The 24420-nt window shown below is 65.9% G+C and carries 20 protein-coding genes and 1 pseudogene; 15 read left to right on the forward strand and 6 right to left on the reverse strand.

Annotated elements, in window-relative coordinates; all coding sequences use genetic code 11:
• The first annotated feature begins 86 nt into the window (after window positions 1–86).
• On the forward strand, window positions 87–1382 hold the full coding sequence (locus PVZ80_RS00540; protein WP_135006651.1) for an MFS transporter: 1296 nt from the start codon (window positions 87–89) through the stop codon (window positions 1380–1382).
• A 19-nt stretch (window positions 1383–1401) separates the two neighbouring features.
• Window positions 1402–2394 carry a 2-hydroxyacid dehydrogenase gene (locus tag PVZ80_RS00545; protein WP_273863301.1) on the forward strand — a complete coding sequence of 331 codons (993 nt, stop codon included), beginning with the start codon at window positions 1402–1404 and terminating at the stop codon, window positions 2392–2394.
• Between the two features lie 155 nt (window positions 2395–2549).
• Here PVZ80_RS00545 and PVZ80_RS00550 read toward each other — a convergent pair whose 3' ends face one another.
• From PVZ80_RS00550 to PVZ80_RS33900, 3 genes and pseudogenes are all read right to left on the reverse strand, one after another.
• On the reverse strand, window positions 2550–3746 hold the full coding sequence (locus PVZ80_RS00550) for a pyridoxal phosphate-dependent aminotransferase (RefSeq protein ID WP_028682555.1): 1197 nt from the start codon (window positions 3744–3746) through the stop codon (window positions 2550–2552).
• A gap of 37 nt (window positions 3747–3783) precedes the next feature.
• Window positions 3784–4647, reverse strand: a complete 864-nt coding sequence (locus tag PVZ80_RS33895; RefSeq protein ID WP_371919074.1) for a methyl-accepting chemotaxis protein — start codon at window positions 4645–4647, stop codon at window positions 3784–3786.
• Window positions 4642–5409 (reverse strand): annotated as a pseudogene (locus PVZ80_RS33900) (MCP four helix bundle domain-containing protein); the annotation flags it as partial. The pseudogene PVZ80_RS33900 and the gene PVZ80_RS33895, both read right to left, overlap by 6 nt.
• A gap of 373 nt (window positions 5410–5782) precedes the next feature.
• On the opposite strand from PVZ80_RS33900, the gene hpaB reads away from it, so the two are divergent.
• From hpaB to PVZ80_RS00585, 6 genes are all read left to right on the forward strand, one after another.
• Window positions 5783–7345: a 4-hydroxyphenylacetate 3-monooxygenase, oxygenase component gene (gene hpaB, locus PVZ80_RS00560; protein WP_009049299.1), complete on the forward strand. Its 1563-nt coding sequence runs from the start codon at window positions 5783–5785 to the stop codon at window positions 7343–7345.
• 166 nt (window positions 7346–7511) lie between these two features.
• Entirely contained in the window at window positions 7512–8024 is a 513-nt protein-coding gene (gene hpaC / locus PVZ80_RS00565) for a 4-hydroxyphenylacetate 3-monooxygenase, reductase component (RefSeq protein ID WP_009049300.1), read from the forward strand.
• 291 nt (window positions 8025–8315) lie between these two features.
• A complete protein-coding gene (locus tag PVZ80_RS00570) occupies window positions 8316–9293 on the forward strand; it encodes a helix-turn-helix transcriptional regulator (protein ID WP_273863302.1) in 978 nt (325 codons plus the stop codon).
• Window positions 9294–9429: 136 nt separating this feature from the next.
• Window positions 9430–10305: a transporter gene (locus tag PVZ80_RS00575; RefSeq protein ID WP_053269205.1), complete on the forward strand. Its 876-nt coding sequence runs from the start codon at window positions 9430–9432 to the stop codon at window positions 10303–10305.
• 39 nt (window positions 10306–10344) lie between these two features.
• On the forward strand, window positions 10345–11505 hold the full coding sequence (locus tag PVZ80_RS00580; RefSeq protein WP_028682553.1) for an MFS transporter: 1161 nt from the start codon (window positions 10345–10347) through the stop codon (window positions 11503–11505).
• Between the two features lie 147 nt (window positions 11506–11652).
• Window positions 11653–12771 (forward strand): class II histone deacetylase, encoded by a 1119-nt coding sequence (locus PVZ80_RS00585; protein WP_009049304.1) that lies wholly within the window; start codon window positions 11653–11655, stop codon window positions 12769–12771.
• A 113-nt stretch (window positions 12772–12884) separates the two neighbouring features.
• Here the strand turns inward: PVZ80_RS00585 and PVZ80_RS00590 are convergent, their stop codons facing one another.
• Entirely contained in the window at window positions 12885–13847 is a 963-nt protein-coding gene (locus PVZ80_RS00590; RefSeq protein ID WP_009049305.1) for an AraC family transcriptional regulator, read from the reverse strand.
• A gap of 285 nt (window positions 13848–14132) precedes the next feature.
• Between PVZ80_RS00590 and PVZ80_RS00595 the strand changes: the two genes are divergently transcribed.
• The 6 genes from PVZ80_RS00595 to PVZ80_RS00620 all read left to right on the forward strand — a co-directional run bounded on the left by PVZ80_RS00595 (window position 14133) and on the right by PVZ80_RS00620 (window position 21428).
• A complete protein-coding gene (locus PVZ80_RS00595; protein ID WP_009049306.1) occupies window positions 14133–14666 on the forward strand; it encodes a 2,4'-dihydroxyacetophenone dioxygenase family protein in 534 nt (177 codons plus the stop codon).
• Window positions 14667–14705: 39 nt separating this feature from the next.
• Window positions 14706–15971, forward strand: coding sequence for an MFS transporter (locus PVZ80_RS00600; protein ID WP_150085430.1), 1266 nt, complete (start codon window positions 14706–14708; stop codon window positions 15969–15971).
• A complete protein-coding gene (locus PVZ80_RS00605; RefSeq protein ID WP_028682551.1) occupies window positions 15968–17032 on the forward strand; it encodes a 2,3-butanediol dehydrogenase in 1065 nt (354 codons plus the stop codon). Before PVZ80_RS00600 ends, PVZ80_RS00605 begins: the two co-directional genes overlap by 4 nt.
• A 168-nt stretch (window positions 17033–17200) precedes the next feature.
• Window positions 17201–18502, forward strand: a complete 1302-nt coding sequence (locus tag PVZ80_RS00610; RefSeq protein WP_101282627.1) for a carbohydrate porin — start codon at window positions 17201–17203, stop codon at window positions 18500–18502.
• Window positions 18503–18534: 32 nt separating this feature from the next.
• Entirely contained in the window at window positions 18535–20214 is a 1680-nt protein-coding gene (locus tag PVZ80_RS00615; protein WP_101282628.1) for a GMC family oxidoreductase, read from the forward strand.
• A 239-nt stretch (window positions 20215–20453) separates the two neighbouring features.
• Window positions 20454–21428, forward strand: coding sequence for a bifunctional helix-turn-helix transcriptional regulator/GNAT family N-acetyltransferase (locus tag PVZ80_RS00620; protein ID WP_101282629.1), 975 nt, complete (start codon window positions 20454–20456; stop codon window positions 21426–21428).
• 6 nt (window positions 21429–21434) lie between these two features.
• Here PVZ80_RS00620 and PVZ80_RS00625 read toward each other — a convergent pair whose 3' ends face one another.
• Together PVZ80_RS00625 and hpaA are read right to left on the reverse strand one after the other, a co-directional pair.
• Complete coding sequence (locus tag PVZ80_RS00625) at window positions 21435–22529, reverse strand: DUF1176 domain-containing protein (RefSeq protein ID WP_273863304.1); 1095 nt, start codon at window positions 22527–22529, stop codon at window positions 21435–21437.
• A 71-nt stretch (window positions 22530–22600) separates the two neighbouring features.
• Window positions 22601–23512 (reverse strand): 4-hydroxyphenylacetate catabolism regulatory protein HpaA, encoded by a 912-nt coding sequence (gene hpaA, locus PVZ80_RS00630; protein WP_009049313.1) that lies wholly within the window; start codon window positions 23510–23512, stop codon window positions 22601–22603.
• A gap of 224 nt (window positions 23513–23736) precedes the next feature.
• Between hpaA and PVZ80_RS00635 the strand changes: the two genes are divergently transcribed.
• Complete coding sequence (locus PVZ80_RS00635) at window positions 23737–24420, forward strand: fumarylacetoacetate hydrolase family protein (RefSeq protein WP_273863305.1); 684 nt, start codon at window positions 23737–23739, stop codon at window positions 24418–24420.

Here is a 24420-nt window from a genome sequence, read left to right on the forward strand (position 1 = left end):
CGCGATCGGCCCTTGAACACCCCATACAACCACTGAACCAACGCGTTACCTGTTGCGACAAAAACAACAAGCTCAGGAGCACCCTTATGCAAACGCTGAAACTCGCCACCCGCCGCTGGTGGTACATCATGCCCATCGTGTTCATCACCTACAGCCTGGCGTACCTGGACCGCGCCAACTACGGGTTCGCCGCCGCCTCCGGGATGGCCGCCGACCTGATGATCACCCCGGGGCTGTCGTCCCTGCTGGGCGCCTTGTTCTTCCTCGGTTACTTTTTCTTCCAGGTACCGGGGGCGATCTACGCGCAGAAACACAGCGTGAAGAAGCTGATCTTCGTCAGCCTGATCCTCTGGGGCGGCCTGGCCACCCTCACCGGCGTGGTGTCCAACGCCTACATGCTGATCGCCATCCGCTTCATGCTCGGGGTGGTCGAGGCCGCGGTAATGCCGGCGATGCTGGTCTACCTGTGCCACTGGTTCACCCGGGCCGAACGCTCGCGGGCCAACACCTTCCTGATCCTCGGCAACCCGGTGACCATGCTCTGGATGTCGGTGGTCTCGGGCTACCTGGTGGAGCATTTCAGCTGGCGCTGGATGTTCATCATCGAAGGCCTGCCGGCGGTGCTCTGGGCCTTTATCTGGTGGCGCCTGGCCGATGACCGCCCGAGCGCGGCGAAATGGCTCAGCGACCAGGAAAAACTCGACCTGGAAAGCGCCCTGGCCGCCGAACAGGTGGGCATCAAGGCGGTGAAGAACTACGCCGAAGCCTTCCGCTCGCCCAAGGTGATCATCCTCGCCCTGCAGTTCTTCTGCTGGAGCATCGGCGTCTACGGCTTCGTGCTGTGGCTGCCGTCGATCCTCAAGCACGGCGCGCAGATGGACATGGTCGAGGCCGGCTGGCTGTCGGCGCTGCCTTACCTGGCCGCAGTGATCGCCATGCTCGGGGTGTCCTGGGGCTCGGACCGGATCCAGAAGCGCAAGCGTTTCGTCTGGCCGCCGCTGCTGATCGCCTCCTTCGCCTTCTACGGCTCCTACCTGCTGGGCGCCGAGCACTTCTGGTGGTCCTACACCCTGCTGGTGATCGCCGGTGCCTGCATGTACGCGCCTTACGGGCCGTTCTTCGCCATCGTCCCGGAGATCCTCCCGGCCAATGTCGCCGGCGGCGCCATGGCGCTGATCAACAGCATGGGCGCCCTGGGCTCGTTCGGCGGCTCCTACCTGGTGGGCTACCTGAACAGCGCCACGGGCTCGCCGGGCGCCTCCTACCTGCTGATGAGCGGCGCGCTGCTGCTGTCGGTGCTGCTGACCATCTTCCTCAACCCGGGCGCCAGCGACCGTAAGCGCACCGCGCTGCCAGTACGTCGCCGCCTGGCGCATTCCTGAATCGAACAAGGTGAACCCCATGAAAAAACAGGTCGTGCTGTACAAGAAACTCTCGCCGCCGCTGATGGCCCGCCTGCATGAGCAGGCCCAGGTGACCCTGATCGAAGACCTCGGCGCCCAGGGCCTGGCCAAGCTGCGCAGCGCCCTGCCCTCGGCCCAGGGCCTGCTCGGCGCCAGCCTGCGCCTGGATGCCGAACTGCTGGACCTGGCGCCGTACCTGGAAGCCGTGGCCAGCGTGTCGGTGGGTGTCGACAACTACGACATCGACTACCTGACCCAACGCCACATCCTGCTCAGCAACACCCCGGACGTGCTCACCGAAACCACCGCCGACACCGGTTTCGCCCTGATCCTGGCCAGCGCCCGGCGCGTGGTGGAGCTGGCCAACCTGGTGCGCGCCGGCCAGTGGAACCGCAATATCGGCCCGCTGCATTTCGGCAGCGACGTGCACGGCAAGACCCTGGGCATCATCGGCATGGGGCGGATCGGCGAAGCCCTGGCCCAGCGCGGCCATTTCGGCTTCGGCATGCCGGTGATCTACCACAGCAACAGCCCGAAGCCGGCGGTGGAGCAGCGTTTCGGCGCCCGCTACTGCAGCCTGCCGGAGCTGCTGCAACAGGCCGACTTCATCTGCCTGACCCTGCCGCTGACGGACCAGACCCAGGGCCTGATCGGCCGCGAAGAGTTCGCCCTGATGCGCCCGGAAAGCATCTTCATCAATATTTCCCGGGGCAAGGTGGTGGACGAACAGGCGCTGATCGAGGCCTTGCAACAACGGCGGATTCGCGCGGCCGGGCTGGATGTGTTCGAGCGTGAACCCCTGGGCCACGACTCGCCGCTGTTGCAGCTGAACAATGTGGTGGCCACCCCGCATATCGGCTCGGCGACCTTCGAGACCCGCGAGGCCATGGCCCGCTGCGCCGTCGACAACCTGCTGGCGGCCCTGGCCGGCCAGCGCCCGGCCAATCTGGTAAACCCCCAGGCCTGGGAACACCGCAAGGCTGCGGTCTGAGCCCTGCATTCGCCGGGCCTGCCCCCCCCCCTGTAGGAGCGAGGCTTGCCCGCGATGAACGTGAGAGCGCCGCGTTTATCCAGTGAGTCCGCGTAATCGTTAACGACCATCGCGGGCAAGCCTCGCTCCTACAGGCTTCCTTGGCGGCCACACCGTCAGCGGCGTTTTGAAGATCGGCCTTCGAGCAGATCCTGGGTACAACGCACAATCCGTTGGCAGGCGTCCGCCAGGCGCTGTTGATCCACCACCAGACCGATACGGATATGCCCCGCCGCGCTGGGGCCGAAGGCCTCGCCGGCGAGCACCGAGACGCCGTGCCCTTCCAGCAGCAGCTCGGCGAACTGCTGGGCGCCCAGGCCGGTTTCCCGCACATCGACCATGACGAACATGCCGCCATCGGGCTTGACCGGTTTCAGCCCCGGGCATTGGCTCAGCTGCGCACACACCAGGTCGCGACGCTGGCGATATTCCTCGCGCATCTGCTCCAGCTCCGGCAGGTCGGCATCCAGCGCCACCACCGCGGCGTTCTGCACGAAATCCGGCAGCCCGTACAGCATGCACAGCGCCAGATGGCTCAAATGCCCGGCCAGGGCCTGGGGCGCCACCACCCAGCCGACCCGCCAGCCGGTCATGGCATGGGACTTGGACAGGCTGTTGATGGTCGCCGTGCGTTCGGCCATGCCCGGCAGGCTGCCGGGGCTGATGTGTTCGCCGTCGAACAGCAGGTCGCTGTAGACCTCGTCGGAGATCAGCCACAGGTCGTGCTCGATGCACAGTCGCGCCAGGGCCTGCCAGGTTTCCCGGGACAGGCTGGCGCCGGAGGGGTTGTTCGGGCTGTTGAGCATCAGCGCGCGGGTCTTGGGCGTGATGCGCGCGGCGACCGCCGCCGGCTCGACGCGAAAGCCGTTCTCCGGGCGCACCGGAATCGGCAGCACCTTGGCCCCGCAGGCACCGAACACCCCTTCGTAGGTCACATACATGGGTTCGGCGACCAGCACCTCGTCGCCGGGGTCGAGCAGGCACTGGGCCACGGAAAACACCGCGCATTGCGCCCCCGGCAGCACCACCACGTGCTCGGCGTCCACCGCCTGGCCGCTGCGGGTGGCATGCCGGTGGGCAATGCGGGTGCGCAGCGAACGGTTGCCGCGCACCTCCGAATAGTGGGTGTCGCCCGCCAGCAGGCTATCGATGGCGGCCTGGACGATCGGCCTGGGGGTGTCGAAATCCGGGTCGCCGATGGTCAGCAGCAGCACATCGACGCCCTCCTCGCGCAGCTCCAGGGCGCGGTAGTGAATCTGCCAGGCCGCGGCACCTTCGCCGGCGATCCGTTGGGTCAGGGCTGAATAGCGCATCTCGCTCTCCTTGGGCACGCATTCCAACAACCCTAACTCAAATCACAAAGCGCGCCACCATCGCATTCAAATCCACCGCCAGGCGCGACAGCTCGTGGCTGGCGGCGCTGGTCTGGTTGGCCCCGGCGGCCGACTGGGTGGCCAGGTCGCGGATGTTCACCAGGTTGCGATCGACCTCGCGGGATACCTGGGCCTGCTCTTCCGAAGCACTGGCGATCACCAGGTTGCGCTCGTTGATCAGGTTGATCGATTCGGCGATCTGCTCCAGCGCCACGCCGGCGGCGCGGGCCATTTCCAGGGTGTTCTGGGTGCGCTGGTTGCTCTGCTGCATCGACTGCACCGCCTCGCCGGTGCCGTTCTGGATGCCGGCGACCATCTTTTCGATTTCCTGGGTCGATTGCGCGGTGCGATGGGCCAGGGCCCGCACTTCGTCGGCCACCACCGCGAAACCACGCCCGGCCTCACCGGCGCGGGCCGCCTCGATCGCTGCGTTGAGGGCCAGCAGGTTGGTCTGCTCGGCGATGGCGCGGATCACGTCCAATACCTTGCCAATGTCGCGGCCCTGGGTGGCCAGGCCCTCGATCATCACCGAAGTGCTTTGCACGTCGTGGGTCATGGTCTGGATCGCGTCGACGGTTTCCACCACCCGGTCGCGGCCTTCGCGGGCGGCCTGGGTCGACTGGTGCGAGGCTTCGGAGGTCGACACGGCGTTGCGCGCCACCTCTTCCACGGCAGCGGTCATCTCGTTGACGGCGGTGGCCGCCTGTTCGATTTCGTTGTTCTGCTGTTGCAAGCCACGGGAGGCTTCCTCGGTGACCGCGCTGAGTTCTTCCGAGGCCGAGGCCAGCTGGGTGGCCGAACCGGAGATCTGCTCGATGGTCTTGCGCAGGTTGCCCTGCATGTCGCTCAGCGCCGCGAGCAAGCGGGCCGGCTCGTCCTTGCCGTCGACCTCGATGGCCTGGGTCAGATTGCCCGCGGCGATGGTCTGCGCGGCCAGCACCGCGCGGTTCAACGGCGTGACGATGCTGCGGGTCAGCAGCCAGGCCAGTACCACTGTGAGCAGGGCCGCGATCACCGCCACGGCGATGATGCCGGTGATAGCGCTGCGGTAATGCTCACCGGCCATATCCGAGGCATGGGTGGCCCCGGCCTTGTTGATCGCTACCAGTTTGTTCAGCTGTTCGCCCATCTGGTCGGTGCCGTCCTTGATCCGCGTATTGATCAGGCTGCGCAGCTCCTCGAGCTTGTTCTGTCGCGACAGCTCCAGCATGTCGTTCTGCGCCTGCAGGTACTTGTCCAGGGTGGCGGCGAAGGTCTTGTACAGGGCCACTTCCTCGTCCCCCGCCGGCAAGGCGGCGTAGCTGGCCTGGGCCTGCTTGAGCTTGTCCACCAGCACGCCGATGCGCGTCTGCGCTTCCTGCAGGCCGGCCGGCTCGCGGTTGACCAGTACCCGGAACGAGAGAATCCGCAGGCGCAGGACGTTTTCGGTGACGTTGCCGAGGAACCCTACGCTGGGCAGTTGGTTGCTTTCCATTTCCAGGGAAGCCTGTCGGATGATCGACATGCGGTTGACGGCGAACACACCCAGCGCGATGACCAGCAACGCGATGAACGCAAAACCGAGGAAAGCTCGAGGCGCGATATTCATATTACGTAGGGACATAGGATGACTCTCGGGAATTGAGGACTGCGAGCATCCATGCACTGAACCCCGTCACCAGCGGCGGCTGGCGGCCTGACAGGTGGGCGCCACTGTTGTAGTTGGTCTGTGGGCCTAATAGCGATATCGGCAGCGCTTTAGGTTTTTTGCAGGCCCCGGTGAAAATATTTTTCGTCGCCCGGGAGTGTTTCACCGCTGAGACAGATCGCCTGGCAAGCTCGCTGCCAGCCTCCATGACCGGCCTCCATGCCCCCCATGCCCCCCATGAAAAGTGCAATTCATTCGCCGGAAAAGCCATTCAGTCGCCGCCCCGTCCTGCCCATCATGGGCCCCAGCTCGTAAAGACAACGCATAACAACAAAGACTGGAGTGGATGATGAAACCCGAAGACTTCCGTGCCGAGACCAACCGCCCGCTGACCGGCGCCGAATACCTGGCCAGCCTGCGCGATGATCGCGAAATCTACATTTATGGCGACCGGGTCAAGGACGTGACCAGCCACCCGGCGTTCCGCAACTCCGCCGCCTCCATGGCGCGCCTCTATGACGCCCTGCACGACCCCGAAACCAAGGACAAGCTGTGCTGGGACACCGACACCGGCAACGGCGGCTACACCCACAAGTTTTTCCGTTCGGCGAAAAGCGCCGACGACCTGCGCCAGCAGCGCGATGCCATCGCCGAGTGGTCGCGCCTGACCTATGGCTGGATGGGCCGCAGCCCGGACTACAAGGCCGCTTTCGGCAGCGCCCTGGGCGCCAACCCGGAGTTCTATGGCCAGTTCGAAGGCAACGCCCGCACCTGGTACAAGCGCATCCAGGAAGCCTGCCTGTACCTCAACCACGCCATCGTCAACCCGCCGATCGACCGCGACAAACCGGTGGACCAGGTCAAGGACGTGTTCATCTCGGTGGACGAGGAAGTCGAGGGCGGGATCATCGTCAGCGGCGCCAAGGTGGTGGCCACCAACTCGGCCCTGACCCACTACAACTTCGTCGGCCAGGGCTCGGCGCAGCTTTTGGGCGACAACACCGACTTCGCCCTGATGTTCATCGCGCCGATGAACACCCGCGGCATGAAGCTGATCTGTCGCCCGTCCTATGAACTGCAGGCGGGCATGACCGGTTCGCCGTTCGACTACCCGCTGTCCAGCCGCTTCGACGAGAACGACGCGATCCTGATCATGGACAAGGTGTTCATCCCCTGGGAAAACGTGCTGATCTACCGCGACTTCGAGCGCTGCCGGCAGTGGTTCCCGCAAGGCGGCTTCGGCCGGCTGTTCCCGATGCAGGGCTGTACACGGCTGGCGGTCAAGCTCGACTTCATCACTGGACTGCTGGTCAAGGCCTTGCAGTGCACCGGCTCGCTGGAGTTTCGCGGGGTGCAGGCGCAGGTCGGCGAGGTGGTGGCCTGGCGCAACCTGTTCTGGTCGCTGACCGACGCCATGCACGGCAACGCCAGCGAATGGCTCAACGGCGCCTTCCTGCCCAGCGCCCAGGCCTTGCAGGCCTACCGGGTACTGGCGCCCCAGGCCTACACCGACATCAAGAAGATCATCGAGCAGGTGGTGGCCAGCGGCCTGATCTACCTGCCGTCCGGCTCCCGCGACCTCAAGGACCCGATGCTCAACCAGTACCTGAGCACCTATTGCCGGGGCTCGGCGGGCATGGGCCACGAGGAGCGGATCAAAATCCTCAAGCTGCTGTGGGATGCGATCGGCACCGAGTTCGGCGGCCGCCACGAGCTGTACGAAATCAACTACGCCGGCAGCCAGGACGAAATCCGCATGCAGTGCCTGCGACATGCCCAGGCCAGCGGCTCGATGAAAACCATGACCGAATTGGTGGACAAATGCCTGGGCGACTACAATCTCGACGGCTGGACGGTGCCACACCTGACCAATCCGGACGACATCAACATGCTCGACCGCATCCGCCAGTAACCACTGCCTCGCTTCTGTAGGAGCGAAGCTTGCTCGCGATAAGACGTGAACGATGACGCGCGGCATCTGCGACTCCACGTTGGCTTGAGGTTTTTCGCGAGCAATCGAGCGTCGAGCGACGGCTCCTGCAAATACCGTGGTTCAATCCCGAGGAAAGGAATCTCTCATGACTCAACTTGATCCCAAGCAACAAGCCTTTCGCAACGCCATGGCGCACATGACCGCGGCGGTCAACGTCATCACCAGCAACGGCCCGGCCGGACGCTGCGGCATCACCGCCACCGCGGTCTGCTCGGTCACCGACAGCCCGCCCAGCCTGATGGTCTGCGTCAACCGCAACAGCGCCCTGAACCCGGTGTTCAAGCGCAACGGCCAGCTCTGCATCAACGTGCTCTGCGGCGAACACGAAGAAGTCGCCCGGCACTTCGCCGGCATGACCGGAGTGGAGATGGAACAGCGCTTCAGCCTGCACCCCTGGCGCGACGGCCAGGACGCCCTGCCGGTGCTCGACGGTGCCCTGGCCAGCCTGCAGGGACGGATCACCGAGGTGCAGGAAATCGGCACCCACTCGGTGATGCTGGTGCAACTGGATGAGATCTGCGTAGGCGAACACGGCGACTCGCTGGTGTATTTCAGCCGTGGTTTCCACCGTTTGCAGCGGGCCGTCCAGGCGGCCTGACCTGTTGATCAGCTGCTTTTCTGTAGGAGCGAGGCTTGCCCGCGATAGCCGCGCAGCGGCGATACACCCGCCAACGCGCGTTATCGTTGCAGATTTATCGCGAGCAAGCTTCGCTCCTACAGAAGCCAATTTCCCCCGCCAGAGCCCCCCTTTATCCTGCATCTGTAGGATAGCGATCCCCCACCAACCCGACGATACTCGTGCCCAGGCCCTGCCCACGTCCCTGGACGTTCCGGTCCTTACTGACTCCGTGACGAAAACAATAAGAAAGTCGCACAGAGGAACCCCCCCATGAGCCGTCATGAACATGGTCACGCCAGCCTGCTGCAAGCCTTCAGCTCGCTGACCCTGGAGTTGCAGCGCCTGGCGCAGCACAAGGACATCGAACATTTCCATGGGCATGCGCTGAACCGCATCGGCCAGTTGCTGCCCTTCGACAGCGCCTGGTGGGGCCGCGCCGCGTTGATCGACGGCCTGCCGGAAGAGCACAGCTCCTACCTCCACCGCCTGCCCGCCAGCTACCTGCCGGACTGGCAGTCGATCAAGCACGTCGACGTCACTGTCGGCCGGGTCCATGCCCACCCGGGCCAGGCGGTGATCGTCGACATGGGCGACCCGGCCAACGGTCCCGGCCTGAACTGGCTGGGCACGACCTACAACATCGGCGAGCTGCTGTGCGTGGTGTACATCGATCCGCAGACCCACCTCAGCGACCACCTGGCGCTGTACCGCGCCCCCGGCGCCACACGCTTCGACGCCGACGACTGCCTGCTGCTGAACAACCTGATGCTGCATCTGGTGGCGGCGGTGTCGGCCAACCAGATCCGCACCCTGGTGGCCATGCGCGAAACCCTCACCAGCCCGCGCAACCTGGCGCTGGCGGTGTGCGACCAGCGTGGCACCCTGCATTGCGCCGAACGCGGCTTCGTCGACCTGCTGCTCGGCGAGTGGCCGGACTGGAGCGGCCCCTGCCTGCCCGGGCCCGTGGTCGACGGCGGGTATGAAGGCCGCCACCTGCAAGTCGAGGCCTCGCCGGTGGGCGACCTGTTCCTGCTCGCCGCCCGCGGCCGCACACTGCTGACCCAACTGAGCCCACGGGAAAACGACGTGGCCCTGGGCTTCGGCGAAGGCAAGACCTACAAGGAAATCGCCCGCGAGCTGGGCCTGTCGCCGAACACCGTGCGCCATCACATCCGCGCCATCTACAACAAGCTCGGGGTCAAGGACAAGACCCGCATCGCCCATCTGCTGCACGCCCCACCCGACTGACGCTTAACCCCTTTCCTGACTGACTTTCGCGCTGTCGTTTTGACGGCCACGGGACGCTTTTGCCCTTTTTTCAGCCACTGCCGCGTACCGGCGAGCGCTTCGCCGCACAACAACTCAAAAAAGAGAGGTTACGCCCATGACCACAACGCTTGCGCGCCGCACCGCCCTGGCCTTCACCGGCGCCCTGCTGAGCCTGAACGCCAGCGCCGCCGACCTCAACGCCCGCGACTTCTTCGGCGCGCCCCCGGGCACCAGCCTCGGCGTGCTGTACCTGCCGGCGACTCGCGCCGACGATTTCCACGGCCCCGCCGACAGCACCGGCAAGGCCGAGCTGAAGGTCAACGCCCTGGCCTATCGCCAGGTATTTTTCAGCGATATCTGCGGCACCCTGTGCACCCCGCAATTCATCGTGCCCTTCGCCGATATCGACGCGCGCCTGCCCGGCGGCGCCCGCCACACCGGGGAAAGCGGCTTCGGCGACCCGCAGGTCGGCGGCACCCTGTTCTTCATCAACGACCCGGCTTCGCGCACCTACAGCGGCCTGCTGACCCTGATCACCCTGCCGGTGGGCGAATACCACAGCGACAATCCGGATGTCTCGCCGGGCGCCAACCGCTGGGGCGCGACCTTCGTTTACAACTACACCCAGGGCGTCGGCGAGAAGTGGGTGCTGGAAGCCAACCTCGAAGCCCAGCTCTACGCCAAGAACGACGACTATTTCGGCAGCGACCTGAAGCAGGACCCGCTGTACCGCCTGCAAGCCTTCGCCTCCTACGACTTCACCACCAGCACCTACGGCGCCCTGCGGCTGATCCATGCCGACGGCGGCGAGCTGCGGATCAACGACCAGCGCATCGACGACACCCACAAGCGCTACACCCAGGTCGGCTTCGAGGTCGGTCATTGGCTGGATAAGCAGAACCAGCTGATGTTCGGCCTCTCGCAAAACGTCGCCACCCGCAATGGCTACCACGGGACCGACGCCTTGTTGCGTCTGGTCCATGTGTTCTGAAGCGCTTTTTCCCGGAGCTATCCCACCATGACCACCCCCATGATCGACAAGAGCCAGGCGCTCACCGGCGACCAGCCGAACACCGCGTCCCCCCTGGCCTTGCTGGCGGCCATCGTGCTGTTCGCCGCCATCACCCCGACCATCCTCATGACCGCCCCGGCGGTGGCCGCGCAACTGGCCAGCCAATGGCAACTGAGCCCGTCGCAGATCGGCGACCTGTTCTCCACCGAGCTGGGGGCCATGAGCCTGGCCACCCTGCCCGCCTTCTGGTGGCTCAAGCGCGTCGACTGGCGCCGCGCGGCGCTGCTGGCCGGGGCGTTGTTCATCGTCGCCAACCTGCTGTCGATCTGGGCCCAGGGTTATGCCGCGCTGCTGGCCCTGCGTTTCTGCAGTGCTCTGGCCGGCGGTTCGCTGATGATCATCTGCCTGTCCTGCGCCGCTTCCACCGCCAACCCCAGCCGGGCCTATGGCCTGTGGGTCATGGGGCAACTGGTGGTCGGGGCAATTGGCCTGGGCATTCTGCCGCGGTTGTTCGAGCACTACGGCCTGGCAGCCTGCTACCTGCTGCTGGCGCTGCTGATGAGCCTGTGCCTGCCCTTGGCGCGCTACTTTCCCCAGGGTGCGCCGGTCAAAAAAACCGCACAGCAGGCCGCCGCCGTGCCGCAGTGGAAGGGGCTGTGCGGCATTCTCGGCATCCTCGGTTTCTATATCAGCCTCAGCGGGGTCTGGACCTTTATCGGTTCGATCAGCGCCAAGGCCGGCATCTCCGCGCAAGCCAGCGGCGAGCTGCTGGCCGTCGCCACGGTCATGGGCATCGTCGGCGCCGGCTGCGCCTCGCTGATCGGTAATCGCCTGCCGCGCCTGCCGTTGCTGCTGCTCGGCTACGGCCTGATGGCCGGCTCGGTGCTGTTGCTGCTGGGGGCGCCGACCCTGGCGCGCTTCGCCCTCGCCGCCCTGGTCTTCAAGTTCACCTGGACCTTCATCCTGCCGCTGATCCTCGCCTGCCTGGCCGACCTCGACCGGTCCGGCAAGCTGATGAACGCCTCCAACCTGGTAATCGGCGGCGGCCTGGCCATCGGCCCCGCGCTGGCCGGCCGGCTGATCGAAGGCAGCGGCGGCTTCCAGCCCCTGCTGATCGGCGGCGCCTGCCTGACCCTGCTGTCGCTGGCGCTGATCCTCGGCTGCCGGCGCAATCCCTGAACCCCTGAACCCCTGAACCCCTGTAGCCGCTGCCGAAGGCTGCGATAGGTCCGAAGGACCTCTGGCGCCCGGGAGATCGCAGCGACCGTTCCGGTCGATCGCAGCCTTCGGCAGCGGCTACAGATTCCCCCATAGATGGAGATGCCCATGACCCGTAAAACCGCGTTTTTCTTCGATGAACTCAGCCTCTGGCACAGCGCCGGGCCACATGCGCTGACGCTGCCGGTCGGCGGCTGGGTGCAACCGCCCGCCGCGGCCGGGCACGCCGAATCGCCGGAAACCAAGCGCCGCCTGAAAAGCCTGCTGGACGTCTCCGGCCTGACCCGCCAGTTGCAGGTGCGCAGCGCCATGCCCGCCAGCGAAGAGGACCTGCTGCGGGTGCACAGCACCGAGTACCTGCAACGCTTCAAGGCCCTGAGCGAGGCCGGTGGCGGCGAACTCGGCCCGCAAGCGCCGATCGGCCCGGGCAGCTACGAGATCGCCCGACTCTCCGCCGGCCTGGCCATGGCCGCGGTGGATGCGGTGCTCGGCGGCGAAGCCGACAACGCCTACTCGCTGTCCCGCCCGCCGGGACACCATTGCCTGGCCGACGGCGCCATGGGCTTCTGCTTCCTGGCCAATATCGCCATCGCCATCGAGGCGGCCAAGGCCAGGCGCGGCCTGGGCAAGGTCGCGGTGATCGACTGGGACGTGCACCACGGCAATGGCACCCAGTCGATCTTCGAGGAGCGCGGCGACGTGCTGACCATTTCCCTGCACCAGGACGGCTGCTTCCCGCCCGGCTACAGCGGCGAGCAGGACCGCGGTCGCGGTGCCGGGCTGGGGGCCAATCTCAATATCCCGCTGCTGCCCGGCAGCGGCCACGATGCCTACCTGCATGCCTTGCAACGCATCGTGATTCCAGCCCTGGAGCGCTTCGAGCCGGAGCTGATCATCGTTGCCTGCGGCTATGACGCCAACGCGGTCGACCCGCTGGCGCGGATGCTGCTGCACAGCGACTCGTTCCGCGCCATGACCCGCCAGGTGCGCGAAGCCGCCGAGCGTCTGTGCCAGGGGCGCCTGGTGCTGGTGCATGAAGGTGGTTATTCCGAGGCCTATGTGCCCTTCTGCGGGCTGGCGACGGTCGAGGAACTGGCCGGCGTCAGGACCGCGGTGACCGATCCGATGCTGGAATTCGTGCAGATGCAGCAGCCCAATCCTGGGTTCCAGGCCTTTCAGCGCCAACTGATCGACGATCTGGCGCAAACCTTCCTCAACGACCACTGACCCTGTAGCCGCTGCCGCAGGCTGCGATAAGGCCGAAGGCCTTCAGCGATCTTGAGACCATGCGCCCGCTTCGTCGGTGTGCCGCCCAGGCCGATCGCAGCCTGCGGCAGCGGCTACAGGGAGGCGCGCACTTCGCTTGGGGTCTGGCCGTAATGGGCCTTGAACGCCCGGGCGAAGTGGGCCTGGCTGGTGAAGCCGTGGCGGTAGGCGATTTCGCCGATATCCAGGCCTGTTCCCCGCGGGCTGCCCAGCAGGTCATGGGCCTGCTGCAGGCGTTTTTCCAGGATAAAGCGGCTGGGCTGGGTGCCTTCCAGGGCGAACAGCCGGCTCAGGTGCCGCGGTGAAATGCCGGTTTGCGCGGCCACCCGCTCGCAGCTCAGCTCCGGGTCGGCCAACTGTTCGTTGATGCACTGCTTGGCCGCCAGCAGGTAGGAGGCGCTCAGCGCATTGATCCGCCGCTCGCCCACCTGCCCGGCGATCAGGCTGCCCAGCAGCTCCAGCGCCTGGTCCTGATAACCGCCGGCGTCCTGGCTCAGGGGCTGCTGGAAAAAGCCGCGGGTGCGTTCGCCCAGGGTGCGCAGCAACAGGCGCTGCACGCCGCTTTGCCCACCAATCTTCAGCGGACGGTCGAAACGCTTCAGGCAGCGTTCGGCGAACAGTTCCTGGGGAATGTCGAAAATGAACTGGCGCATCGGCCCGGAGAACCCGAACAGATAGGGTTTGTCGGTGCGGTAGACGATCAGCTCGCCCGGTTCGAGCAACTGACAGGCACCGTCCTGATAGAAAAACGAGCCGCTGCCGGTGACGAAGGACACGAACACCGATTCCTTGGGCACCGAGCGGATCATCGAGTTGTCACGCTCGACCACGTGCTCGTTGCCCTCGATCTGCGCCAGGCGCATGCCCTCCAGCTGCAGGTTGTCCTGGCTGGCGGCAAAACCGCTTTCACAAAAGGAGCTGCATTTGAGGCCGACCAGGGTGGAGGCGTTGTAGTCCTCCCAGAAGGCCAGCCGCTGATCCAGGGCGATGTCCTGGGTGCAGGCATGCCGGGTTTCGAGCAAGGCGCATGGAGACATTTTTATTCTTCTCATGGGCAGAAAATTCGCCGGTCGGCAAGGCAGTGACCGGATCCCGAGGCCGCAGAACATACCCGCCGCGGCCGTTCATTAATATATGAAGCTTATGCCCTGTCAACGTGAAACGCAGTGGGCACAAGTCGATTGCCAGGGTAAACGGCGTCCCTGAAACCTGTAGGAAAACGCTCGTCCGATCCAGTCAACAATCCTGTCCGATTCGATAAAACCCCGCCTGCGCGCCGCGCCTAAAGTCGCCTCGACTCCCACAACGAATAGAGGCCGACCATGCCCGAAGCCGCCAGCCGTGAATTCTGGAAAGACCTGCAACCGATCGCCAATTGCTTCAAGCCGGACGCCAAGCCCGAGGTCTACCTGGCCAATGCCGCCAGCGACGACCTGAAGCTCTATGTGCCCTTCACCGAAACCGTGTCCTCGCGGCCGCTGTGGATCTCGCCGAGCGAGAACCGCTGGTGCGACATCCTCATGGCCAGCAGCGCCGGGCTGGTGAACCGGCATTACCACCCCCACGAAGTGTTCGCCTACACCCTGTCCGGCAAGTGGGGCTACCTGGAGCACGACTGGACCGCCACCGCCGGCGACTTCGTCTACGAGACCCCGGGCGAAGGCCACACCCTGGTGGCCTACGAGCACGAGCAACCGATGCGCGCGTTTTTCATCGTCAAGGGCCCGCTGATCTGGCTCGACGAACAGGGCGAGCCGGAGGGTTATTTCGACGTGCACTCCTATATCGCCATGTGCCGCGCGCACTACGAAAAGATCGGCCTCGGCGCGGCCTATATCGACACGCTGTTTCGCTGAGCTCGCGACTTTCACCTGTCCCTCCCGCGGAGAACGACCATGGCTTACAACAACAATAAAGCCGGTTACGAGAACATCCTGCTGGGCGTGCTGTTCCTGACGTTCGGTTTCGTCTTTTTCGATCGCCTGGCCCTGTCCTTCCTGTTTCCGTTCATGGCCGACGAGCTGCAACTGAGCAACAGCCACCTGGGCATGCTGTCGTCGGTCCTGGCCCTGGCCTGGGCGGTGTCCGGCGCGCTGGTCGGGGCCTGGTCGGACCGGCGTGGCAAGCGCAAGCCGCTGCTGATCGTCGCGGTAATCCTGTTTTCCCTGTGCTCGGCGCTGTCGGGGCTGGTCACCGGCTTTCTCAGCCTGCTGCTGTTCCGCGGCATCATGGGCCTGGCCGAAGGGCCGATCCTGCCGCTCTCGCAATCGCTGATGGTAGAGGCCTCCTCGCCCCATCGCCGGGGCCTGAACATGGGCCTGCTGCAAGGCTCGGCGGCCGGGCTGCTGGGCGCGGTGATCGGCCCGCCGGTGCTGATCGGCCTGGCCGAGGCCTACGGCTGGCGCCATGCCTTTATCGTCTCGCTGATCCCCGGATTGCTGATCGCCCTGCTGATCTGGCGCTACGTGCGCAACGACGCGCCGGCGCCAGCAACCACCAGCGACAACGACAAAGCACCGGTCAATCGCCTGGCCCTGCTGAAAAGCCGCAACATCGTGCTCTGCACCCTGATCAGTTGCGTGTTCCTCACCTGGTTCGTGATCCTCATTTCCTTTACCCCGACCTTCCTGGTCAAGGTCCGCGGCTACAGCCCGGCGAGCATGGGCACGGTGATGAGTTGCCTGGGCGGCGCCTGGGTGCTGTGGGGCTTCGGCGTGGCGGCGATTTCCGACCGCTTCGGCCGGCGCCCGACCCTGGTGCTGTTCTCGCTGATCGCCGCCTGCTGCCCGATCGCCCTGCTCTACGCCAACAGCCCGCTGCTGATGGGCGTGCTGATGCTGCTGACCTACACGGGCCTTGGCTGCTTCACCCTGTTCATGGCGACCATCCCGGCGGAAACCGTGCCCCGGGAAGTCATGGCCACCGCCCTGGGCATGATCATGGGCATCGGCGAGCTGGTGGGCGGCTTCGTCTCGCCGACCATCGCCGGCTTCGCCGCCGACCGTTTCGGCCTGTCCATCGTCATGTGGATCTCCTGCGGCGGCGCCCTGCTGGCCGCGCTGCTGGCGCTGTTCCTCAAGGAAACCGCGCCGGCGGTCCTCGCGCGCGGGCGCCGCGCCGAACCTTCCCCCTCTTCCGTCCTGCAAGGAAACCAGCCATGAAAGCATTGCGTTGGCATGCCGCCCGCGACTTGCGCCTGAGCGATCTGCAACTGCCACAGCCCGGCCCGGGCGAGGTGCTGGTCCAGGTGGCCTACTGCGGTATCTGCGGCAGCGACCTGCACGAATACGCCGACGGCCCGCACTCGATTCCCCAGCAAGAGCCCCACCCGCTGTCCGGTTGCCGCGCGCCGCTGACCCTCGGCCACGAATTCTGCGGCCAGGTCCTGGCGGTGGGCGAAGGCGTCGACCGGGTGCGGATCGGCAGCCGGGTGGCGGTGGAACCGGAGTATCGCTGCGGCGATTGCCAGTACTGCCGCGCCGGCCAGTACAACCTCTGCCAGTCCATGGGTTTCATTGGCCTGATGGGCGACGGCGGTTTCGCCGAACAGGTGCTGGTGCCGGCGTACATGCTGCACCCGCTGCCGGATTCGGTGAGCTTCAAGCAGGCCGCGGTGCTGGAGCCGGCGGCGGTGGCCTTTCACGCGCTGAACCAGAGCAGCCTGCTGGCCGGCGACAGCTGCGTGGTGTTCGGCCTCGGCCCCATCGGCCTGCTGCTGATCCTGTTGGCGCGGCTGCGCGGCGTGGAGCGGATCTTCGCCGTGGACATCAGCCCGGAACGCCGGCGGCTGGCCCGCGACTTCGGCGCCCAGGAAGTGCTCGACGGCCACGCCGCCGACCTGTCGCAACGCCTGCACGAACTGAGCGGCGGTGGCGTCGACACGGCCTTCGAGGCCGCCGGCAGCCAGCAGACCCTGAGCCTGGCCCTGCATGCCCTGCGCAAGGGCGGCGAGGTGGTGCTGGTGGGGCTGATGGGCGAGGTCAGCGTCGATGCCTTCCACCTGGTCAATAACGAACTGCGCCTGCTCGGCAGCGTGGGTTATCGCAACGCCTACCCGCCGCTGATCGAACTGCTGGCCAGCGGCCGCCTGGACCTGACCCGCGCGGTGACCCGCTGCGTGACCCTGGACCAGGCCGTGGAGCATGGCTTCGAAGCGCTGCTGCGGGACAAGAGCCAGATCAAGGTGCTGGTCAACCCCAACCCCGAACTGGCCAAGGCGTGACCCTGTAGCCGCTGCCGCAGGCTGCGATCGAGGACGCAGTCCTCGCCAGCACCATCGGCAGCCTCCTGGTAACCCGTTGGCGAACGCTGCGCGTCCGATCGCAGCCTTCGGCAGCGGCTACAGACCTGAACAACTCATTACAAAAACAACAAGAAACGAGTACCGACCATGAAAAGCACTCCCCTGCTGTGCCCGCTGCTGGCGGCTGTCCTGTTCACCCCTTTGTGCCAGGCCGGGACTCCGGCACCCAGCCGCGAAGGCCCGCTGGCCGGGCTCGGCGAGCAACTGGCCGGCTACGGTATCCGCCCCCATGTGCAGTTCTGGAGCCTGTCGATGAACAACCTCGACACCGGTCCGCGCGAACACAGCTTCGGCAACAGCGGCGACCTGTTCGTCGGCGCCGACTTCGACCTCGATACCCTTGCCGGCCTCGAAGGCGCGGCCGTTCATTTCGAGGAAACCTTCTTCATCCTCGACACCGCCACCGGCCAGCCGACCTCGCGCAACTGGCAAGGCGCCGCCGGCAGCTATTTCGCTGGCGCGCCGATCCACAACGACATCACCAGCAACCAGCTGAGCCTGCTGACCTACCAGCAGACCTGGCTCGACGGCCAAGTCGACATGAGCCTGGGGCGCACCAACGCCCGGCGCTACTTCTATATCTACAACTGCGAAACCGTGGTCACCTGCAACGACCCGATCATCGATTCGTCCACCGGCATCCTGCCGCCGCCCTACGGCAGCTGGGGCGGCTACCTGAAGTACCTGCCGACGCCGGGCTTGTATGTGCATGCCGGCGCCTTCGAATCGAACCCGGTGGACTACCTGAAAAAACGCAAGGGCCTGGACTTCAGCACCGACGACGCCAGCGGCACCAGCCTGCTGCTGGGCATCGGCAGCAAGCACGACGGTGCCTATAGCGCCCACTACGAACTCAACGGCTACTACAACACCTCCAGGCAGTACGACCCGCTGACCGGCGCCAGCGAGCACGGCACCGGCGGCGCCTTCTTCAAGTTCCAGCAAGGTTTCTGGCGGGCCGACGGCGGCCAGGGCACCGCGCCCCAGGCGCTGCTGGCGTTCGGTTCGCTGTCGCTGGCGGCCGACGACAAGCAGCCCTTCAGCCATTTCGCCGAAATCGGCCTGACTTACCTGGCGCCCTTCGACCGGCCGCAGGACAAGCTCAACCTCAAGGCCAGCTACCTGCGCCTCAACGACCACCAGTTGCGCTTCCAGCAACAGGCGCGGATCGCCAATGGCGGCGACCCCAGTCTGGGCGAACGCAATGTCTACGCCATCGAGGCCAACGGCCACTTCGCCCTGACCCGGCACCTGGCGCTCGAGCCCAGCGTGCAGTACCTGATCAACCCGGACAATTTCTACAACCCCGAGGCCCGCGAGCTCAGCGGCAACGGTTTTGTCGTCGGCCTGCAAGTCATGTACGACGTCGGCGCGGCGCTGGGGTTGTGAACCTGCTTCTCACTGCCAACGAGGTATCTCCCATGACTGACTCTGCCCCGCGTTCGTTCGACTACATCGTGGTCGGGGCCGGCTCGGCCGGTTGCGTGCTGGCCAACCGGCTGTCCGCCGATCCGCAGCTCAGCGTCTGCCTGATCGAAGCCGGCCCCAGCGATCGCAGCCTGTTTCCCGGCGCCTATGTGCGCACCCCGGCGGGCATCATCCGGCTGATCGCCAACCCGAGGTGGAACTGGATGCACCAGTTCAGCGCCCAGGCCGCCAGCGGCGACCGTCCGATCCCCTGCCCCCGCGGCCGGCTCTGGGGCGGCTCCAGCGCGATCAACGGCATGATCTACATCCGCGGCCACCGCAGCGACTACGACCGCTGGGCCGCGGCCGGCAACCAGGGCTGGAGCTACGACGAACTGCTGCCGTACTTCCTGCGCTCGGAGCACTTCGAGCCCGGCGCCTCGCCCTGGCATGGGCAAGGCGGCGAACTCAACGTCGCCGCGCAACGCAGCCCGAGCCCGATCAATGAGGTGTTCTACCAGGCCGCCCAGGAACTGGGCTGGCGCTACAACCCGGACTTCAACGGCGAGGAGCAGGAAGGCTACGGCCCCTTCCATGTCACCCAGATCAACGGCGAACGTTGCAGCGCCGCGCGGGCCTTCCTGCACCCGGCGCTGCCGCGGCCCAACCTCAGCGTATTGAGCTCGACCCTGACCCACCGCGTGCTGCTGGACGGCAACCGCGCCTGCGGCGTCGAGGTCAGCCAGGACGGCGCGGTGTTCCAGCTCCAGGCCCGGCGCGAAGTGATCCTCAGCGCCGGGGCGATCAACTCGCCGCAGCTGCTGTTGCTCTCCGGCATCGGCCCGGCCGCCGAGCTGGAGCGCCATGGCATCGCCCAGCGCCATGAACTGCCGGGGGTTGGCCACAACCTGCAGGACCATCAGGACGTGGTGCTGATGTACCGCTGCGACAGCGAGCTGACCTACGGTGTGTCGGCCAAGGGCCTGCTGCCCCTGGCCCGTTCGCCCTGGCAGTACCTGAGCCGGCGCAGCGGTCCGCTGACTTCCAATACCGTGGAGTCCGGCGCTTTCCTGCGCCTGCAGGCCGAGGACGCCGCGCCGGAACTGGGCCTGATCGTCGCCCCGGCGCTGAAGAACCAGCCCCAGCGCCTGGTGCCGCTGGGCCATGGCGTCAGCCTGCACATCGCCGTGATGCACCCGCAAAGCCGTGGCCAGGTCCGGCTCAATTCCGCCGACCCCCATGACAAGCCCATCATCGACAGCAACTTCCTCAGCCACCCGGAGGACCTGCGCAAGCTGGTGGCGGGCGTGCGCCTGGTGCGCCAGCTGGCGGCGAGCCAGGCCTTCGCCCGGCGGCTCAAGGGCGAGCTGGTGCCCGGCCCGCACGTCGAGAGCCAGGCGCAGATCGAGCAGTGGATCCGCGACAGCCTGGGCACCGTGTTCCACCCGGTCGGCACCTGCAAGATGGGCCACGACGAACAGGCGGTGGTCGACGACCAGCTGCGGGTCCACGGCGTGCAGGGCCTGCGAGTGGCCGACGCATCGATCATGCCGAGCCTGACCACCGGCAATACCAATGCGGCGGCGATCATGATCGGCGAAAAGGCCGCGGACCTGGTGCTGGGTAAGGCGCCGCTGAGCATTCAGGTTCCCGCTCGCCTGGAGGAACAGGCATCCACGCTGGCCATTGGCTGAAAGACGGCCACTTGTAGGAGCGAAGCTTGCTCGCGATGGACTTGAGAGCGCCGCGTTTAGCCAGTCGGTACGCGTTATCGTTAACGATCATCGCGAGCAATCGAGCGTCGACCGGCTGCTCCTACAGGGGATCACCTGCGCTCGACTGATCGGTGTTGACCCAGAAGCCCGCGTCCCTATGGATTTTGCCGCAGCCTGAACATATAGTTGTATCGAACAACCATATATGGAGCCTCGCCATGTCCTCCCCGTCGCCGCTGGTGGATCAGGTCCGTAACGAATCGCGCAAACTGGTGCGCGAGCTGGGCTTCATGGGCGCCACCCTGGCCGGCTCCGACCTTGCGCCTTCGGCGGTGCATGCGCTGATCGAACTCGATCTGTACGCCCCGCTCACCGCCGCCCAGCTGGGCAAGAGCCTGAACCTGGAAAAGTCCTCGGTCAGTCGCCTGCTGGCCAAGCTCATCGAACGCGGCGATATCCAGGAAAGCCCCAGCCCCAGCGATGCCCGGGAAAAACTCCTGGGCCTGACCGCCAGCGGACGCAAACAGGTCGCCGCCATTCATGCCTTTGGCAGCGCCCAGGTGCAACAGGCGCTGCGCCTGCTTGCGCCGCGCGAGCAAAGCCAGGTGGTCGCCGGACTGCGCAGTTATGGCCAGGCGCTGCAGGCTTGCCGCCTGGGCCAGGCGCAGATCGCCGCGGCAATCCCTAGCGTGCAGCGTGGCTATCGGCCGGGCATGATCGGCCGCATCACCGAGCTGCATGCACACTACTACTCACGCCTGGTGGGTTTCGGGCAGTTCTTTGAACAGCGCGTCGCGGCCGGTCTGGCGGAGTTCAGCGAGCGCCTGGACCACCCGGATAACGGCATCTGGCTGGCGGTGCTGGACGAGCAGATCGTCGGTTCGATCGCCATCGATCTCGGCGGCGCCCCGGACCACAAGCAGGCCGACAAGAGTGCCCATCTGCGCTGGTTTATCCTCGACGAGGCGGCCCGTGGCACCGGCACCGGCCGCCTGCTGCTCAAGGCGGCGCTGGAGCATTGCGACCGGGTGGGGGCAACCTCCTGCTACCTGTGGACCTTCAGCGGCCTGGACGCCGCCCGGCATCTGTATGAAGCCTTCGGCTTCCAGCTGGTGGAGGAACAGCCGGCGGCGCAATGGGGCAAGACCGTGCTGGAACAGAAGTTCGAGCGCCGCCATCCAGGCCTGGCCTGAAACGCCTCAGCGGTTGGCCGGCGGCGCGATGTTCCACAGCCGCGGCCAGTCTTCCGAGGACAGGCCGTTGCAAGTCGGCATCTGCCGGTAATCGCTGAGCTGGAAGCCTTCGCCGTCGAACAGCCAGCGCCCGCTTTCACCGCAGTCGCCAATGCCACGGGCCAGATAGAAGGTGCTCAGCACCCCGGTCTTGGGCTCGTAGTGGGCGCCGCCCGAGCCGTCCGCGTTGTTCATGGGCACGGCTTGCCGGCGCAGCGCCTCGAGCTTCGGCGGATTGCTGCGCGACCAGCTGCTGATCAGGTAGTCGCAGTTGTAGGCCGCGCACTCGCTCAGCACCACCGTCAACGCCCGTTGCGCGGTCAGCGGATAGACCTCGACCTGGGGCTCGGCCACATAGTCTTCATCGTCGTTGGGCGTACCCGGCGTGGCGAGTTTCACGGCGGCCGCCGAGATCCGCGTGCGTTCCGCCTCCGTCAGTTCCGGAGCCCCCGGATAAGCCCGCAGCTGGGCCGGCAGCGGCCGCGCCGGCACCTCGCTGGCCGGACGCTGGCCTGGCCGCCACAGCGCCGTCACGCCATCGACCCGGCCCTGCACCGAGTCCATCAGCAGCAGCGCCGCCGACAGACCGGACAACGGCACCCGGGCCTCGTCGTCTCCCGCCAGCTTCAGTTCTTCGGCATTGCGCAGGCGTTCCAGCCACTGGCGGGCCCGGGTCGGGTCGGCGATTTCATAGCGGGTGACCTGGGTCTGCGCGCCCTTCTTCTCCGGCAACAGCACCAGGGCATCCAGCAGTTGCGGCTCCAGCGCCTGGCCGTCGAGGCGCAAGGCCGACAGCTCGGCGGGTTCGCCGCGCTGGTCCAGGCGTATCTCCAGCGGACCGTCGGGGCCGGCGCGACGCTGGATGTGCAGGGTCAGGCTGCTGTACTGCACGCCGTGTTCGCCGTTGGGCGCGCTCAGGGCGTGGCAGCCGCGCAGGTTGTCACAGCCGGTGATCCATTCCTTGGTCTGGCGTAGCAAGGGCACCTTTTCCGCGGCGTTCTGCGCCAGCGCCTGGGCGGCGCTGGCCGTCAGCAAAAGGACCATCAGGGTGCGCTGCAACATAGGACTTTCCTTGTCGGGCAAAAGCGCCGATTGTCCCATGCAGCGCCCCTGCCCTCCCAGTTTTTTTGCCTTCAGGACCAGGGCTTCGCCGCGCCCTGGCGCGTCCGGTATTCCCCCGGCGTCATCTTCGCGTAGCGCTGGAAAAACCGGCTGAAATACGCCGGGTCCTTGAACCCCAGCTGGTAGCAGATTTCGTTCACCGAGCTGGCGGTGAACAGCAGCAGGCGCTTGGACTCCTGCATCAGCCGCTCGTACACCAGGCGTTTCGACGGCAGGTCGGCGATGCGCCGGCAGACATCGTTGAGGCGCGCCTCGGTGACGCCGATCTGCCCGGCATAGCGCGACAGCGGCCAATGCTCCAGGTACTGGGCTTCGATCAGTTCGTTGAAGCGATGGAAGATCTGCAGGTCTTCGTGACGGGCCGGGCGCGCCTTGAGGGAATTGGCCGAGAGCCTGAGCAGGCTGATCAGGATCAAGCGGGTCAGGGCTTCCAGCGCCGGCGCATGCCCGGCGCCCTGCCCGGTGACTTCCTCCTGCAACTCATCGAACAGCAACGCCAGGCGCCGCGCCTCGCCGGCGAATCCCGGGTCCAGGCGCGCCAGGGCCACGCAGGCCGGTGCCACCTGGGGGCCGCTGGCCAGACGGCTGTCGGCTTCGATCAGCTCCCACACCAGTTGCTGGCGCACGGTCAGCACGTGGCCTTCGCTGTCGGCCTCGGTGACGAAGGAATGGGCAATGGTTGGTGGCGTGAGGAAAAACATCGGCCCCGATTCCAGGTACTGCTGGTCGTCGAGGTAAACCCGCACCGCGCCGCTTTTCACGTAGTGCACCTGGAAAAACCGGTCGTGGCGGTGCACCGGCATGTTGCGGCCGAAGAACCCGGCCAGGTTGCTCAGCTTGTCGTAATGCACCTGCGAGTCGGCGTAACGCTGGTCGTAGACCTGGCCGATGTTGATGTTGGGGATCGGCTGGCGATCGCTCATGGTGGCGTGTCTCTTTTTTTGCTCGCGGCGCTTTCTATTTCGCCGCAGCGCTTTTTTATTTTTACCCGCGGCAAGCGCCCACATCCTGCGTGATTCGCGGCCTGTTCACCAGTACTCGGCAAACGGGTCAGGGTCGGCGCTTGACGATCGTTAACATATTAAATATAACGTTAACACATTAACGAAATCACCTCGTCTTCCGCGATGCTCAGGAGAAAACCACAATGAGCCGTGCACTGCATGAAGTCGCCACCGGCACCCTGTTCGGCGTCGCGCTGAACTATCAGGGCCTGTTGCGCAGCCACCTGGAATCCTTCACCCAGCCGCCCTACCAGAAGCCACCGGTCAAGCCGGTGCTGTTCATCAAGACCCCCAACACCCGCAACGTTCACGGCGGCGCCGTGATCTATCCGCAGGGTGTCGAGCGCCTGCAACCGGGCCCGGCGCTGGGCGTGGTGATCGGCAAGCGCACAAGCCGGGTCAGCGTGGAAAACGCCCTGCAGCATGTGGCCGGCTACACCATCGTCAATGAATTCAGCCTGCCGGAAGACAGCTACTACCGCCCCGCCGTCAAGGCCAAGTGCCGCGACGGCTTCTGTTCCTTCGGCCCGGAACTGGTGCCGGCGGCCCAGGTGCGTGATCCCCATGAGCTGGAACTGAAGCTGTGGGTCAACGGCGAACTGCTGCAACGCAACAGCACCGCCAATCTGGTGCGCGGCATTCCCCAGCTGATCGCCGAAATCAGCGAGTTCATGACCCTGCACGAGGGCGACGTGCTGATCACCGGCACCCCCGAAGGCCGGATCGACGTCAAGCCCGGCGACCGTATCGAAGTGGAGATCAGCGGCCTGGGCCGTCTCGCCAATCACGTTGTTGCCGAAACAGCCGCCGAAACAGCCGCCGAATAA

The sequence above is a fragment of the Pseudomonas sp. B3G-3 genome (assembly GCF_028640915.1).
GTDB classification, from domain to species: Bacteria; Pseudomonadota; Gammaproteobacteria; order Pseudomonadales; family Pseudomonadaceae; genus Aquipseudomonas; species Aquipseudomonas chlororaphis_I.